The organism is Alkalibacterium kapii (assembly GCF_007988865.1).
GTDB lineage: Bacteria > Bacillota > Bacilli > Lactobacillales > Carnobacteriaceae_A > Alkalibacterium > Alkalibacterium kapii.
This window is the reverse complement of record NZ_BJUY01000002.1, coordinates 129777-143978: the sequence shown is the minus strand read 5'-3', so window position 1 is coordinate 143978 and position 14202 is coordinate 129777. Positions and strand designations below refer to the sequence as shown.

General features: G+C 37.3%; 16 protein-coding genes. 3 read left to right on the top strand and 13 right to left on the bottom strand.

Features of this window, described 5'->3' with window-relative positions; genetic code table 11:
* Positions 1–46 precede the first annotated feature (46 nt).
* The 3 genes from AKA01nite_RS01610 to AKA01nite_RS01600 form a co-directional block, all read right to left on the bottom strand.
* The gene (locus AKA01nite_RS01610) at positions 47–328 is read right to left on the bottom strand and encodes a hypothetical protein (protein WP_146923135.1); all 282 of its coding nucleotides are present in this window, start codon (positions 326–328) and stop codon (positions 47–49) included.
* A gap of 87 nt (positions 329–415) precedes the next feature.
* On the bottom strand, positions 416–2008 hold the full coding sequence (locus tag AKA01nite_RS01605) for a putative ABC exporter domain-containing protein (RefSeq protein WP_146923133.1): 1593 nt from the start codon (positions 2006–2008) through the stop codon (positions 416–418).
* A complete protein-coding gene (locus AKA01nite_RS01600; RefSeq protein WP_146923131.1) occupies positions 2001–2699 on the bottom strand; it encodes an ABC transporter ATP-binding protein in 699 nt (232 codons plus the stop codon). Before AKA01nite_RS01600 ends, AKA01nite_RS01605 begins: the two co-directional genes overlap by 8 nt.
* 562 nt (positions 2700–3261) lie before the next feature.
* Between AKA01nite_RS01600 and AKA01nite_RS01595 the strand changes: the two genes are divergently transcribed.
* Positions 3262–3825 carry a hypothetical protein gene (locus AKA01nite_RS01595; protein WP_146923129.1) on the top strand — a complete coding sequence of 188 codons (564 nt, stop codon included), beginning with the start codon at positions 3262–3264 and terminating at the stop codon, positions 3823–3825.
* A 1049-nt stretch (positions 3826–4874) separates the two neighbouring features.
* On the opposite strand, the gene AKA01nite_RS01590 is transcribed toward AKA01nite_RS01595, so the two are convergent.
* On the bottom strand, positions 4875–5051 hold the full coding sequence (locus tag AKA01nite_RS01590) for a glycine zipper domain-containing protein (RefSeq protein ID WP_146923128.1): 177 nt from the start codon (positions 5049–5051) through the stop codon (positions 4875–4877).
* Positions 5052–5498: 447 nt separating this feature from the next.
* Between AKA01nite_RS01590 and AKA01nite_RS01585 the strand changes: the two genes are divergently transcribed.
* Positions 5499–5885, top strand: a complete 387-nt coding sequence (locus AKA01nite_RS01585; protein WP_146923126.1) for a CPBP family intramembrane glutamic endopeptidase — start codon at positions 5499–5501, stop codon at positions 5883–5885.
* 181 nt (positions 5886–6066) lie between these two features.
* On the opposite strand, the gene AKA01nite_RS01580 is transcribed toward AKA01nite_RS01585, so the two are convergent.
* The 7 genes from AKA01nite_RS01580 to AKA01nite_RS01550 all read right to left on the bottom strand — a co-directional run bounded on the left by AKA01nite_RS01580 (position 6067) and on the right by AKA01nite_RS01550 (position 11292).
* On the bottom strand, positions 6067–6621 hold the full coding sequence (locus AKA01nite_RS01580; protein ID WP_146923124.1) for a DUF924 family protein: 555 nt from the start codon (positions 6619–6621) through the stop codon (positions 6067–6069).
* Between the two features lie 289 nt (positions 6622–6910).
* Positions 6911–7144: a hypothetical protein gene (locus tag AKA01nite_RS01575; protein ID WP_146923123.1), complete on the bottom strand. Its 234-nt coding sequence runs from the start codon at positions 7142–7144 to the stop codon at positions 6911–6913.
* A gap of 300 nt (positions 7145–7444) precedes the next feature.
* Complete coding sequence (locus tag AKA01nite_RS01570) at positions 7445–8422, bottom strand: SWIM zinc finger family protein (RefSeq protein ID WP_186805052.1); 978 nt, start codon at positions 8420–8422, stop codon at positions 7445–7447.
* A gap of 55 nt (positions 8423–8477) precedes the next feature.
* Complete coding sequence (locus AKA01nite_RS01565) at positions 8478–8861, bottom strand: hypothetical protein (RefSeq protein ID WP_146923119.1); 384 nt, start codon at positions 8859–8861, stop codon at positions 8478–8480.
* Between the two features lie 49 nt (positions 8862–8910).
* Entirely contained in the window at positions 8911–9279 is a 369-nt protein-coding gene (locus AKA01nite_RS01560; protein WP_146923117.1) for a hypothetical protein, read from the bottom strand.
* A gap of 110 nt (positions 9280–9389) precedes the next feature.
* Positions 9390–10814, bottom strand: a complete 1425-nt coding sequence (locus AKA01nite_RS01555) for a PH domain-containing protein (RefSeq protein WP_146923115.1) — start codon at positions 10812–10814, stop codon at positions 9390–9392.
* A complete protein-coding gene (locus AKA01nite_RS01550; protein ID WP_146923113.1) occupies positions 10798–11292 on the bottom strand; it encodes a PH domain-containing protein in 495 nt (164 codons plus the stop codon). Before AKA01nite_RS01550 ends, AKA01nite_RS01555 begins: the two co-directional genes overlap by 17 nt.
* A gap of 215 nt (positions 11293–11507) precedes the next feature.
* Here AKA01nite_RS01550 and ndk point away from each other — a divergent pair, with 215 nt between their 5' ends.
* Complete coding sequence (ndk, locus tag AKA01nite_RS01545) at positions 11508–11924, top strand: nucleoside-diphosphate kinase (protein ID WP_146923111.1); 417 nt, start codon at positions 11508–11510, stop codon at positions 11922–11924.
* Positions 11925–12224: 300 nt separating this feature from the next.
* Here ndk and AKA01nite_RS01540 read toward each other — a convergent pair whose 3' ends face one another.
* Both AKA01nite_RS01540 and AKA01nite_RS01535 read right to left on the bottom strand, forming a co-directional pair.
* Entirely contained in the window at positions 12225–13820 is a 1596-nt protein-coding gene (locus tag AKA01nite_RS01540) for a complex I subunit 5 family protein (RefSeq protein ID WP_146923109.1), read from the bottom strand.
* Complete coding sequence (locus AKA01nite_RS01535) at positions 13820–14170, bottom strand: cation:proton antiporter subunit C (RefSeq protein ID WP_146923107.1); 351 nt, start codon at positions 14168–14170, stop codon at positions 13820–13822. The genes AKA01nite_RS01540 and AKA01nite_RS01535 overlap by 1 nt, the downstream gene beginning before the upstream one ends.
* Positions 14171–14202: the final 32 nt, after the last annotated feature.

Sequence of the window (14202 nt, the reverse complement as noted above, 5' to 3'; positions counted from 1 at the left end):
AAATCAGAGATTATATATATCTTGGGGTAAAATGTTATGATTGGTTTTAAACAATCATTTTACTCACACTTGCACCAAGTCCTGTTTGCCAGAAAAATAGTAAGACCAGCATAATGATAAACCAGGATATTCGCCAGGCTTTATCGGAACGTAGAAATTGAACAATATAACAAATGACCCAAAACACAAATGAAAGTCCAGTAGTAAGCCATATGTATGAATACACGCCACCTTCGCTTATCACAGCTCCAAACAAAGCTAACGTGTTAAATGCTAGTAACAAAAGAAAAATAATAATGTTGTATATATGAAACGCCTTCTTACTCAATATGATCCCTCCTTTATCATGGATAACACTCCAATAATATTTAAAAGATTACTATTTGAAGTGTTTTTAGCTTTCCTCAGTCGCCTTCTACTCATCCAGGCTTTCGATATTCTTCAAATTGATTGAAGAGAGATATAAAAATAAAAGGGTAACGATGACAGCGTAAAGAGAAACAGCCAGGAAGCTATAAAAGAGTGAGATACTCCCAATAAAAATCAATGCAAAAAAAGGAACAATCATGATAATAATGGATACTAGGATATTGATGAAGCCTGCCAATGTTTTACCGATTCTGGCCCCAATAATTGCTTCAATCAATATTGACACATACGTCATCATCACTTTTAATAAAATCTGTAAACTGACCGCATAAAAGATTTCCAAAAACGATGCCCCCATGAGCAAGCCTGCTGGTATGGCTAAAAAGACAGCGCGAATGGCCGACATTACATGTTCCAGTAAGCTGGCATTGAACAACTTATTTAGTGGGGAGTCTGGCATTAAAAAGAGATAATGATTTTTAAACTCACTTTTCCAGTCAGAACCTGGCTTGAAAAAGATGGATAAGTAGATACTGATACCGATCATGATTTCAAAGTAATAATTTGGATCGATAAAGTCATTGATGAAAATCGATGCAAGTCCTAGTCCGATTCCAGCGACTAAATAAAAGAGATCTCCAAAAGCTAAGAAATACTTTTTTGACCGACGCCTTTCGATCAGTTGTTTATGGAAAATAACATGTGATTTAAATCCTTTGAGTTTACCTTTATATTCATAGCTCTTTTTCTTTTTACCAAAGGCTTCTGAAAGAGAGATATCTCCCTTTTTACTCTCAAGTAAAGCGACATTTTCTGAAAAAGACAGCGCATCTTCGTAGTACTCTCCAGACACTTTCATTTTATAGGCGTAGTAAGTTAAACCGATTGCTGCAGCAAAGAATAACACAGTCGCAATCAATCTTACCGGTGTCAAACCCAGCATGATCAGGTTCAACCACCCGAGCTGCCAGCCAAATATAGGGATCAAAAGGACAATTGGAGACGTTACGACCGAGGTAGCATAGGACAAATCAAAACCTGATTCCACCGTCTGGCTGATAACTGTTGTTAACAAGAATACCGTAAAGCCTGCTAGTATAACGTAGACGGTTCGTTTTATGCCTTGCTTTTGTTTGAGCGTAATGTCTTCACTCGCGTACATAATAATAGCTAAGCTATAGCTTAGTAAATTTGAGAACACCAGATTGACTAGAATATAAAGCAAACTGGTAATCAATGGAATTTCGAAAACAAACACCGCAGCGATGAAAAACATCACTTGCATGCCCAAGTTGATATAAACTTCTTTCGACAAGGCGTAAATCAATGCACTCTTTGGCGACGTTGGGCTTGCTAAGATAAAATTGACATCCTGCTTTTTGAAATTCACGCCTTTTCTTTTAAAGTAAGATAATGTGACGGGCATGGTTAAGTATAAGGTCCCAAGACTCGCAAGGAGAACAAAACCTGACGTCGTATTTAACCCAATATCTGAAAGAAAGCCTTTCATTATAAAAGGAAGGAAAATGTAGTAGACAGCGACGAGTAACATTCCGATAGCTTTTAATGGTTTCTTAAGTGATTTCTTGAAAAAATTAACGAAGGACTTTTTCGCAAGGAATACTAGAGAGTTATTCATCGCTCTCACCTGTTATCTTGAAGAACAACTCTTCCAGATCACTGTGATCAGCATCTCTACGCGTCATATTTTCAATAACCCTTCCTTCTTTCATAAAAATAACGCGGTCCCAGAGATCCTCGATCATTTCGATCATGTGGGTACTGATCATCACTGTTTTATTGTCTTCTTTCAGTTCAAGGATCAAATGTTTGATTTCTTTGATTGCTTTAGGGTCAAGACCAATCATCGGTTCATCCAAAATAATGACCTTGGGATCCGTTATCACTGCTGCACAGATACTTACCTTTTGCATCATTCCTTTGGAGAGTTCGTCCCCCAGTTTGTCCTGTTTGTCTTCTAAATCAAAGCGCTTCAGCAGTGCACTCAGTTTTTCCTGATCCGGTGTTTTCCCGTAAGCCATGGCCATATATTCGATATGTTCACGCACAGTCAGTAGTGGAAAGAGTGATGGCAGCTCTGGAACATAAGACAGCGACTCTTTGGCCTGTATGGCTTTGTTGTTATATGTATCAACGCTTATTTCTCCTTCAAATCTTAAAAGCCCGACAATACTTTTTATGGTGGTGGACTTCCCGGCTCCGTTTGGCCCAACCAGTACGGCCACTTCTCCTTGACCTATAGTGAATGTTACGTCGTCGACGGCTCTTACTTTTTTATACGTTTTTGTTAAATGACTCACTGCTAGCATAAATGCGCTCCTTTTTGATTTAATAATATTATGGATATGTAATTGAGATAATGCTAATACTTTCCATTAAAAGCTCCCGTCTAATTTAAACAACGGAGTCTTATAATAAGTATTAGACAAATCTTACTATATTGTGATGGATTAGACAATGATGTTTGGCTGAAAATACATGCAGTTTAGTCGAAATCTCTTATTCATTTAAAGGGCAGAACTTACGAATTTCTGATACTGAAGTATAAGAGCGTAAAAAAACTGATGATGAGCAGACCTGCACAATGGTTATCAACATAAAGACGCCCACATACAAGCGCTCCTTAGTTTTCAAATGTTTTTTCTCGCGTTCGTCATCTCGAAGGTTTTTACTCATATATATCCTCTTCCTCATTTGAACTAAACTAGCTTCAGAACCAACGTTTTGAAATTACGGTAAAATGTTTGTTAAACTGTGCGAGCAGGAATTATAATCAGAGATGCTCTATCTAACTATGTAGTCTAGATAAGCGTGTTAAACAGTCACTCTTCGACTTTATTAGAAAATTTAATGCTAAGAAAGGATTCTATTATGAAGACCAATTTTTTAGACCAATTCTATACGATCGATCCAGATTCAGGTGATTATATCATCGATATCGCTTTAAAGGATTACGATGAAGTATTCAACACCTGGGATTCTTCTGTATACAATATTAGAGACCTGGATTCCAGTCTGAAAGCATTTTTAGATGAATTCTCCTCTGAGATCGATTCAAACAAGAAAATAAAGCTCATTTTCAATATGCAGGATGAAAAAAAAGATAGTGAAATGGAAAAGACGATCAGAAATGGTGTGCGTAACCATTTCAACTATCGTTATTTTTTGACGACTAAACACTCTAAGCGAAATCGAAACAAGTCATTTGTCTATATCGTCGTATCCATTTCCTTCACTATCTTAACGACTTATCTGCAAAGTGCCGATGGCGGGAATCTTTTCCAGCAGGTACTTTTGTTGAATCTATCAGTGGGCAGCTGGGTGTTTTTATGGGAAGCCTTCTCCATACTCTTTATGCAAAGAAGTGACGTGATCAATAAAAGAAAGCACTATGAACGAATCGTCAAAGCACCAATAGAATTCAGGTATCATTGATCCATCTTTTTAATCATTTAAGAAATAGTTTGACAGTTATCACATTTTTCATAAGATCATAGAGAGAAATTAACTTTAACCATTTCTCTCTAGCTGTTTGACTTTCTTGCTCAAGTTTTCAATGTTCTGTTTTTGTTTGTTGATCTCTACACTCAATAATACTACAGCTACAGAAAGCAATATGATTGCTGGAATATCTAAGTTTTGAATAATAAAATTCAATAACGAACGAAACAACTCCACATTCTTCACCTCTTAAAAATACTGTAATTTCCACTTCTAATGTAATCAGTCTGTCTGGTATTACCATGAATTCGTGAATAATAAGGGAATAGTAATACTCGGTTGTTGGTTTAAAAACTTATACTAAAAAGATAAATTTACCCTAAGACAAATCAGGTAAAAGTACTAATTATTTTATACTGATATTTCGTTTTCAATTATCCCATTGACAATTTTTAAGTCTTCTATACTCTGTTCTTCTAATTCAATGTGACTTTATTCAATTTCATCCTACGGATAAGCAGAAAGACTTGCCTCTGCAACAACTTTTTCAGATAACGAAGTGAGAGTAACTAAATTAGTTATTCAAGACATAATAATTCCTTTCTAACTTTCCGATCATTTCGATGCCTATTTCCTAATCCTTTTTTCTGCTACTCTCCCTTATATCATCGATGTAAGACATAAATATCCACGAGAATATTCCTCCTAATACAATCGCCAAAAAATTATTAACGTTTTCATTTACGTATAAGAGTACTAATACTAGTAACAACCAAATTACGATAAAAGATATCCAGTAATTGATATGTTTTTTGAAACTCATTAAGATATTTTCTCCTTTGAAAATAGATTACCATTATTTATGCAACCTATAATACACCAGATTTTACAATATTTAAAAATCGGAAGCGATACTGTCGAGTTTTTTCTATAGATAAGATTTTTAAACGGTTTGTGTAAATTTTTTTAAAGCTCACTATACACTAATGGTTTACCATCTCGACCAACTAATAATGTCTTCGCTACTTCCAAACGCTTATTTTTTATCCATCTTTCTTCTTCGAATTTACGGCTTCCAGACCTGCCCCAATGGCAACACCTAGCGCTAGACCCATACTTATATTTTTAAATGCTGCTCCCGCTGCAACGCCTAAACTAATTCCTAGAGCAATATAATTAGTCTTCTCCTTCTTTTCTTCGGAATTATTGTCCTTGCTCATATGCGTATTCTCCTTTATTATTCTTCCTGTTTTTCTTAGGATATTAGATAACTGTAAACTTAAGACCAAAAACGCTACTTTTTATAAACCAGTGCTCGACCAATCTTTTTGTTTAAGCTGATTTTGCTATAGTTTCATTTGTGGTAATTTCAATTATGAGAAAATTAAATCGATCATTGAGTCGTGTGCACAGCGAAAGGAAGAAAACTTATAATGAATGTTTTAATTAACCAAAGTATCAATGCTATTTTAACCATTATAGTTTTTGCGTTTATCCCATTTACCTGGTACCTCATAAAGTACCGAAGATTAAAAGGTATCGGGACTTATTTAGGTTTCACCAAACCACCTGAGTGAAGTTTTCTTTCTGCATTAAAATTAACGAGCTTAGCTTATTCTTTTTCATTATTGATAATAGCTGTAATCATTATTTCAACAGGTGAAATAATGACGACCTTATTAGCCGAAGCCTATGCAACAGGCTCAGTGTTTGTCATAATACTTTCTGCCATATTGATCGGCTCCCAGACAGGAGTAAGTGAAGAGTTGTTTTTCAGGGGATTCATCGGTAAACGATTGATAGAAAAGCTTGGATTCAATACAGGAAACTTTCTTCAATCTGTCATCTTCATGATCCCTCATTATTTGACTTTTAGCGGAACATCTCAGTTAGAGTTTTACTTAATGATGGTAAACTCAGGCGTGATGGGATATATTTTTGGGTTCATCACTGAGAAAAAGAGTAACGGAAGCATCATCCCTGCTATCATTATGCATAGTTTGGTAAATATAACTTCCGCCTTTCTTCTGCTGTTTTTAGAGTTGGCAATATAAGTTTTTAACTTTATCGCCTTTTATTCTTCCAGACTTTCATTGTTTTTAAGCTTGCTAAAGAAAGAGAGAAAAATTGTGTTCAATGTCCTGAGATGGTGTGTTTTTAATACGTCTTCCATATTTCATGAAGATATAACGGAGTACGCCCTAAAAGAGTTATAAACTCATGAACTATTTGATTTTAACTATAGAAACCATTCTTACTTATTTCAAGAGCCCTTAACTCTTCTGATGTTGATTCTCTGCCTAAGGCGCTATTCCGATTGGGGTAGCGTCCAAATTTTTCTAGAACTTCCTGATGAAGTTTTTCAAAACGAAGGACTTCCTCATTTCCTAGATCGAGAAAGTAATGTTTCGTCCAGTCATGAAGGGCTAACGATTCTGAATGCATAAAGGGCAGTAGGATAAATTGCTTTTCTTTCTGTGATAAGGATTTGTATTCGGGATGATTGACTGCTTCTTGTGCGAGTATAAGAACCATTTTATCTTGAGCGTAGGCTTTATTGCTGTCTAGCCATAGATTTCTGGAGAATTGATCTAAGACGATTATTTCAGCAAGTCGTCCTCTGATCGTTTTTCTCCACTCCACTAAAAGTCCCTCACACGCTTCCTCCCAAGTCTCTAGAAATCTCTCTCGGATACTCTCATCAAAGTCGTGATCATCAGCAAAATGCAGCGGTATGACATCTGGATCGAACCAGAAATTTAAGACTTCTTCATATTTTTTAGTAGGCATAAGGTCTCTCCTCTTTACATGAATAACTATTGTATTTGAAATACTATGTGTTCTTTTTTCTAAGGAAGAACCATAAAACGAGTGTAAAAGGAACGAGAAATAATATCATGTCCCACAATGCGTTTAACATATCGATTTGTCCCGTTTTAAAGTATTGACTTAATAATATACCCCCGAGGAAAAACAATAGTAATATTGCAATATTAGTTATAACGCGCTTTGACATAGGCACCACTCCTTTGTTATTTATGCTGAAATTTTTCCAAACTACTTAAATATATCAACATGATTAAGAATATACTCTTTCAAAATAAGTTTCTTTATCGTTTTCGATTAACTGTATTGCATCAAACTTTTCTGATGAGTAAGGTTCGATTTCATATACTTGTTTTGCTGATTCGCCTGAGTCGCTCTTATCAAAAGTAATCTGCAGAACTTTATCTTTTAAAGCAACATCTACATTCTTGTATTCACTATCTATCCCGTTAAAAATTATATAGGCATTCTCACCAGTATTTACCATAAAAACACCTTCTGTTTCAATATTAACGAGTGTTTCATTTAAGGTTTCATTATGAACTCTATCAGTCTCGATATTTTCAATCGTAACATCCTCTGAGATAGTTTCAGAGCAGGCATTCAGCAAAAAAATGCTAAAAGACTTAAACCAACCTCGATTATTTTTCTCATATTTATTTGTCCTTTCAATTCAGGAAATAAAATAAATTTTAGATATGTCTTAAACATATGTTAACGTAATAGACCCTATATTGTTTTCAACTTCGACTCTAGTCTGTCAGCATACTTTTTATTCCATATTACTTTATTCAGCATACCACTTTTTAACATACTGTTTAATGTTATTCAATCGTTCGTAATTGTCTTTGTCGTTCGTTGTGAGGCAGTGTTCGATGGTCTGGTCGACGAGGGAGAGGTATATTTTTCTGGCTCCTGGCTCGACGAGGTGATCTTTAAAGGTGCTGAGAAGAATAACTGTGTGAGTGAGCCGTTTCATATAAACGGGGGCCTGCATGGCTTGTTCGATGATGGCGAAGACAGTCTGTTTATTTTTGTCTGTATCGCCCTGGATACTGGTGAATTTCCTTCCTATATCCCGAAGTGTGTAAATGAGCAGGGCATCGATACTGCCCATTGAATCTTTGGTAAAAGACTTCAGAATCAGTATTTCAGTATATAAATAGAGTGAGAGATCAAAATAGAAAACAAGCCCTTTTAACCTTCGTGCAGTATCGACTAGTTCGCCTAAGTCATCGGTCAGATCCATGAGATGAAAAGAATTGAGCCCAGTTGGATAGGTGTCAAAGTAGTAGTTGATGACCTCTCTGATTTCTCGTTTGATATAGGTCGTATCAGGATAGTTGCGTTGCGTATAATATTTATTTAAAAGTATTTCTTTTTCGGCGGGGTACTTTTTGATTTGCATGATCAGCAAGCCAATCAGCTCATTTTTGTAAAAGTGAGAGAGCTTGAGACGGAGATCTTCGTAACTGATCGTCCCCTGGTATTCGCTTTTATTCTCAAGTAAATAATAAAACGCGGCAACCTGATGTTTACAATATGGTCCCCTGTCATAAGGACAGCTACACTCAGTGCTTGAAATCGTATCACGATCTTCATCAAAGACAACTGAGACGATATAAGCTTTTGTGCCGGAGACTTGAAATTCGAATGATGTATCTGATTGCTTTTTTACTGTCATGATTTTTTCACGCCGGCGGTAGTCCAGGCCTCTTTTAAGGATCACTGGATCGATGGCGTCTTCAAATGTTGTCAGTCTCATTGCTCTCACCCCTCTCATTTATGTATTCACTTTACAAATCAAGTCGGTTGCTTATTTAGTTCTGTTCAATTTCAGACATCCACTTCAGTTCATATATATTCCCTTCTTTATCTTCGTATTGCCTGTTATCTATATCTGTCAAAGACAAACCTCTGTCGTCATAAATAATATCGATTGTGTCTCCCGTTACTTCAAATTCCTCCAGTTCATGATTTTCATAATTTTCCTCAAAGGTATAAAAGACACTGATCTTTTCTTTTTCTGGTTTTACCAGCATATTGCGCGGAGCCTGAGTATCTTCCTTTCCATCTTTTATTCGTAAGAGTGAAAAAGGTCTGGTCTCAAGCTCGGCTTGCTGGTCATCTGCGCTGCATCCACTTAACCCTATCAAACTGATCATTGCGGCAATGCTCAATAAGGTGCTCTTCACGTTAGTCATAAGTTCCCTCCTCTCATTATTATTCGCGACTTTCGAGTTATTCCTCTTTTTATTCTTCATCCGATACAATAGACAATTCGTAAACATTCCCGTTTGCATCTTCGTATTGCTGTTCAGAGATACTTGTCAGGGTCACTTCTTGATCATTGAATCCTAGTGTCACGATTTTTTCGGTGACACTGTACTCATCCAGTTTGAAATCTTCGTAATCTGCTCCAACGTCATATAATACGCTCAGGGTTTCTGCTTTGGGTACGACCACATAATTCAGTGGGGGCTCCTGAACTTCTTCATTACTTTCGATAAGTATATAGGTCGAAGGTTTAGTTTTCATCATTTCAATTTTATTCTCCGTGCTGCACCCCGGAAGCGTCGATAACCCTATAAGTAAAAGCATAATGACGCTTACATTTTTCATAAAAAGGACCTCCTATCTTTTTGATCATCGACTAAGTATAGTTTAAATATACCAAAAAAATAGGAGAAATCCTCGTCCAAAGCTTTATTTTCACCTGATTACTTTGTATTTCAACTTGCATTCCAGAAAGTATGGTGAATGTCTTTTGTAACAGTCTCAGAAATGTAGCGCATGCCATAAGACATTGGGTGCTCGTTTTCTTTGAACGTTAGGTCGATATGTCCGATATTCTTTCTGATCAAGCCTAGGGAAGTAGAATAAGACAGTGCTTGAACATTTTTTTGCAAGATAAAGAATTGAACGGTAGTGAACCCTTCAAATTGCTGAAGACAAAGCAGTCGATTATCTTGTACCGTATAGCCTTGAACCTGACTTTTCTTCCATGAGAGAAGCAGGACAGTCAAGAACAGCAGTAAAGCGGCAATCCCGACTAACATATTGAAATAAAAAGCAATGGCTATAAGTGGTACCCCGGTCAATAATTTCCATCGCCAGAAATACCAGACTTTATCGGTCGAAACTTTTTTGACTTTCGGCTCGACTACTTTTCGATCAGGTATAAACTGATTTAACCGTGTATAAACCTGCTCATTTGAAATCAGTGGGAACAAGTAAACCTTTTTGATAGTCAGACTTTCCCCTTCACTTTCCTGTCCGCCCATGATGACTAATTCTACCGATGATCGCTTGAATAGATTTCTTAGGATTTGTTTATTGACTTTGATCCCCTGTATTTTACTCAGTGGGATCTTCTGAGTTTTCCTTTCAAACAAACCATAAGAAATGGTCAGTGTGTCGTGATCGCGCTGCGCTCTATAATCATAAAAAAGCAGGAAGCTTTTCAGTAAGGATAAACCTGCCACAATCACAATACCCAAAAATACAACACCCACAATGAGCACACCTTGGATATTACCGACTAATGAAACAAGATTAGAAAAGAGACGGTCCGGTAACCATTCCAAAACAAAAGTGAACGCTGTGAATACGATCAGAATAGCTGTGAGGTCGGTCAGTCCAAACAGTACGACGTCTTTAAGGCTAAGTTTAAATGTATTATCTGGTGATTCAGTATCTTTGGCGGGAGTATCTGCCGACTTGCTGCGGTAACGTTCGATTGTCTGCATAATATTCTGATTCACTGCTGTCAAACTTGCTTCTGCTTCCCCCGGTGAACTGCTCGCCGTTTCGATAAGCACTTCAGTGATGTCAAAAGGCTTGAAGAAGAACCATTGCCGCTGTTTCACTGTCTGTATGCGCTCATAGGTTATTTCCGTTTCACGTTTATTGAAGATCCCTTTGTATAGAATGATATGATCCGATGTAAGTGCGTAGGTATGCGTCAGATACTTGATGCCACTCTTTACGCTGATAAATATGACGATTGCACTCATCGCAATAATTGGATATAGACTGTCTCCATCCAGATCAACAAATAACAGTACAAACAGGAAAATCCAAGCTTTTAAATCACGGATGAAATAGACCATCATGGCTAAAGGATGAAATTTCTGGCGTTCACTCTTCATACTCATCAGTCTCCTCCACTTTTCTCATCACGTTTTGTCTGATCATTTGCGCTTCTTCTATGGATAAACCGGCAATGCTGTGATCTGTTGCAGAAGTATGTATGATAAGTTCCATCAACTGCTCACGCCTTAAAAACGGCCCTTGTTCTGTTTCGATATGCTGTATTCTTGAAAACGGGACATAAGTGATCGACCGAAAAATAAATCCCTGCTGAAAAATGATTTCTTTTGACGTCACTTCGTATCTGAAGAAGTTGTAGCGATAATCGATCAGTAAAAAATTCAGTAAATAAATGACGATCGCTAAAGCAAAATAACTTAGTGACACAATCAGCCAGGTTCCTTGCAAAGCGTCGAAGTAGAAAAATATTCCGGTAATTATGACACCTAAAAGCAGAGCAATGAGTAATGTCGTGAAGCTGGTTTTCCGCCAGACTTTTTTCAAAGTTTCTGGCAATTTGTTTTCTAACAATGGGTAATCCATGAGTGAACTCCTTTTAATTTGATTTAAACTCAGTTTACCATATTTTATTTGTAAGAATAACAGATTTGTGAATAAAATTGCTAAGTTTCTCTGGTGTAGTTGTTTATCCGTTTTTTTAGACAATGTGTCTAAATAATGGAATTCGTTTTTCTTATGTATAGCGCTGTCATTGTGATAAAATGAATGAAGCTAGACAAACCTAGGAGGATATTATAATGGAAGAAAGAACACTCGTGATCATCAAACCAGATGGCGTTGAACGTAATCTGACGGGACATCTGCTCAAGGAATTTGAACGCAATGATTTAAGGATCAGTCATTTAAAAACAATGCAGCCTGAGATGGCGCTTGTCAGAAAGCATTACGCTGAATTAGCTGATAAACCTTTCTTTAATGACTTACTGACTTATTTTACTCGTGGCCCCGTTGTCGTCTTTTTAGTAGATGGCAGGAATGCTGTCAAACGTGTACGTGAATTAGTAGGTGTCACAGATCCAAAAGCCGCTCGTTTAAATACATTGCGCAGTTTATACGGGATAGATAAATCAGAAAACACGATTCATGCTTCAGACTCATTTGAAAGTGCGGAGCGTGAGATCAAATTGTGGTTCAAAGAGCTCTTTAATAATTAATATGATTTAAAACATGCCGTTTTCCCTTTGGTCATATAGGAAACGGCATGTTTTTTAGTTGTTTGGCGGGTTTTACTGAAGTCGGTGTTTAAATATATCGAAATTCTTATGTATTCGGCAGATTGCACTCTGTTGTAGCGTTGAATCATCCGAAGTTCGCTAACTTCGACACATCCCCCTCCGTTTCATTTGAAGATCTGTCGAACACTGTATTCTATCTTGAAAAACCTCTCAAATAGTGAATATCAATGTGTCTACACAAAAAAAGAGCTGAACTCAGCTCTTTTTTACATTCCATATTTATAATGTAAAAGTTAGAAAAATTAAAATCATGATGAAGTAACCTGTCATAACCGTAACAATGCCGTTGAAGGTCAATTCCGATTCACCAATACGCAAAAGGATCTTGTCACGTTTCAGCACACCTTGATAAAAGACGATACTGCCTAAAAGCATCAGCACGTAAACCATTCCCTTTTTGACATAAGAAACTGCATCGATCTGAAGACTGAACCCTAAGAAGTAATCCGAAAATCCAGTTCCCAGCACACCCGTTAAAAGAGTAACAATTCCCATTGTCACTACGGCAATAAGTGAAAAGGTATCAGGAATAATGAACGTAGGCTTTCTCCTTTTACCGAAAAGCATTGTTGAGAATTTGACATAAGATAAGATCGTACCCAGATTTATGATGTTAAGCATCAAAGTGACACCTGAATGACTGGTTCCGCTGGCAATCATATATTTGGAGATGCTTCCATTAAAGAACGGGGCGCCGCTGATGCCGAACATTGACAGAATAATGGCAAGCGACACCCATGGCATCTGCTTAAGCAGTCCTCTGATTTTATGAATATTCCGCTCCCCATATTCTTTTTCGATAAGCCCCGCACTTAAAAACAATGTGGATTTGAACAAGGCATGATTAAAGATATGGAAAATCGCCCCATAGTAAGCAATGTCAGTCCCCATGTTAAGTCCTACAATGATAAGCCCTACTTGAGAAACTGTCGAGTAGGCAAGAAATAATTTCATATCCCGCTGCCCTATAGCCATGATCACCCCTAGAACCGATGTGAAAAAACCTACCCAGAAAAAGAAAGCTTGCATATCAATGGCGGGTTCGAATACTTGATTGAATCGGATAAAAAGGTAAACCCCGCTTTTGATGTATAAACCACTCAAGACTGCAGAGATGACGGGTGGTGCACTTGGTGTTCCGTGTGCTTTAGGGAGCCAGCTGAACAGCGGCATGACCGCTGTCTTATTTGAAACGGCCACCATGAGCATCGCATACGGGAGGATCATAGCCTTAGGATCAGTCAACAAAGGCATGGCAGCTTGAATAGCACGGAGATCTAAAAGACCAAACGTCCGGTAGATCATTCCGGCGCCAAACAATAGAAAAGACGAACCCAGAACGTTTACAAAAAAATAGATCATCCCATCATAAATGGCTTGCTTCTCTTTATTGATCATGATCAAAATGGAGACCACGATGGTCGAGACTTCAGAAAAAACAAAAATATTAAAGAGATCACTTGATAAAAAAAGTCCAATAATTAGACCTTGTAGAACCATGAACAGGAAGTAGAATTTCGAATGGAAATAATCGGTGTTTTCTGCATAAAGTAAAAAAGTAAAATAAATAAAAGCAGTCATAAGCACCATGAAAATCGACAGGGTGTCAGCATACAGACTCAGGGCAATGCCATCTGTATACTCTCCTGTATTCCAAACGATAGGTCCACTCGCTTTCACTAGAAGGAACTGATTGATTGCGAATATGATGAATGAGAACTGGAAGAGAAAAATGAGTGGTTTTGCCCAGTCATCTCTCAGAAGGTAAGCGATCGTTCCAATAATTATAGGTGCCAATACAAATATCCCTAACACTAGAGTCCACGTCCTTGCTGATCACGGTCTCTGGTCCAGTGAGTGATGCCGTGCTTTTGTTTATAATGCATGAACATTGTCAGTCCGATGGCTGTAATGCCTATCCCAATAACGATGGCAGTAATCATTAGTGCAGCCGGAACCGGGTCAGCAAAAGCTGCTTCCTGAGCCTGGCCGATGGGTGGAACGCTATCTGGCGAATAATTGATCGTGATGTAAAAAAGTATAATTCCCGACTCCATAACAGTCAGAGACATGATTGTTTTTAAAATCGATTTATTTATCATTAAACCGCAAAGACCAATAAAAAATATCAGAATGCCGGCAATTTCTCCAAAAATAAAATCCATTGGTTTCATCCTCACTTCTTTAATTCTGTCGC

Coding starts and splice junctions, on each gene's coding strand:
- AKA01nite_RS01605 (WP_146923133.1), bottom strand. CDS start 2,008: ATGAATAACTCTCTAGTATTCCTTGCGAAAAAGTCCTTCGTTAATTTT.
- AKA01nite_RS01600 (WP_146923131.1), bottom strand. CDS start 2,699: ATGCTAGCAGTGAGTCATTTAACAAAAACGTATAAAAAAGTAAGAGCC.
- AKA01nite_RS01595 (WP_146923129.1), top strand. CDS start 3,262: ATGAAGACCAATTTTTTAGACCAATTCTATACGATCGATCCAGATTCA.
- AKA01nite_RS01590 (WP_146923128.1), bottom strand. CDS start 5,051: ATGAGCAAGGACAATAATTCCGAAGAAAAGAAGGAGAAGACTAATTAT.
- AKA01nite_RS01585 (WP_146923126.1), top strand. CDS start 5,499: ATGACGACCTTATTAGCCGAAGCCTATGCAACAGGCTCAGTGTTTGTC.
- AKA01nite_RS01580 (WP_146923124.1), bottom strand. CDS start 6,621: ATGCCTACTAAAAAATATGAAGAAGTCTTAAATTTCTGGTTCGATCCA.
- AKA01nite_RS01575 (WP_146923123.1), bottom strand. CDS start 7,144: ATGGTAAATACTGGTGAGAATGCCTATATAATTTTTAACGGGATAGAT.
- AKA01nite_RS01570 (WP_186805052.1), bottom strand. CDS start 8,422: ATGAGACTGACAACATTTGAAGACGCCATCGATCCAGTGATCCTTAAA.
- AKA01nite_RS01565 (WP_146923119.1), bottom strand. CDS start 8,861: ATGACTAACGTGAAGAGCACCTTATTGAGCATTGCCGCAATGATCAGT.
- AKA01nite_RS01560 (WP_146923117.1), bottom strand. CDS start 9,279: ATGAAAAATGTAAGCGTCATTATGCTTTTACTTATAGGGTTATCGACG.
- AKA01nite_RS01555 (WP_146923115.1), bottom strand. CDS start 10,814: ATGAGTATGAAGAGTGAACGCCAGAAATTTCATCCTTTAGCCATGATG.
- AKA01nite_RS01550 (WP_146923113.1), bottom strand. CDS start 11,292: ATGGATTACCCATTGTTAGAAAACAAATTGCCAGAAACTTTGAAAAAA.
- ndk (WP_146923111.1), top strand. CDS start 11,508: ATGGAAGAAAGAACACTCGTGATCATCAAACCAGATGGCGTTGAACGT.
- AKA01nite_RS01535 (WP_146923107.1), bottom strand. CDS start 14,170: ATGGATTTTATTTTTGGAGAAATTGCCGGCATTCTGATATTTTTTATT.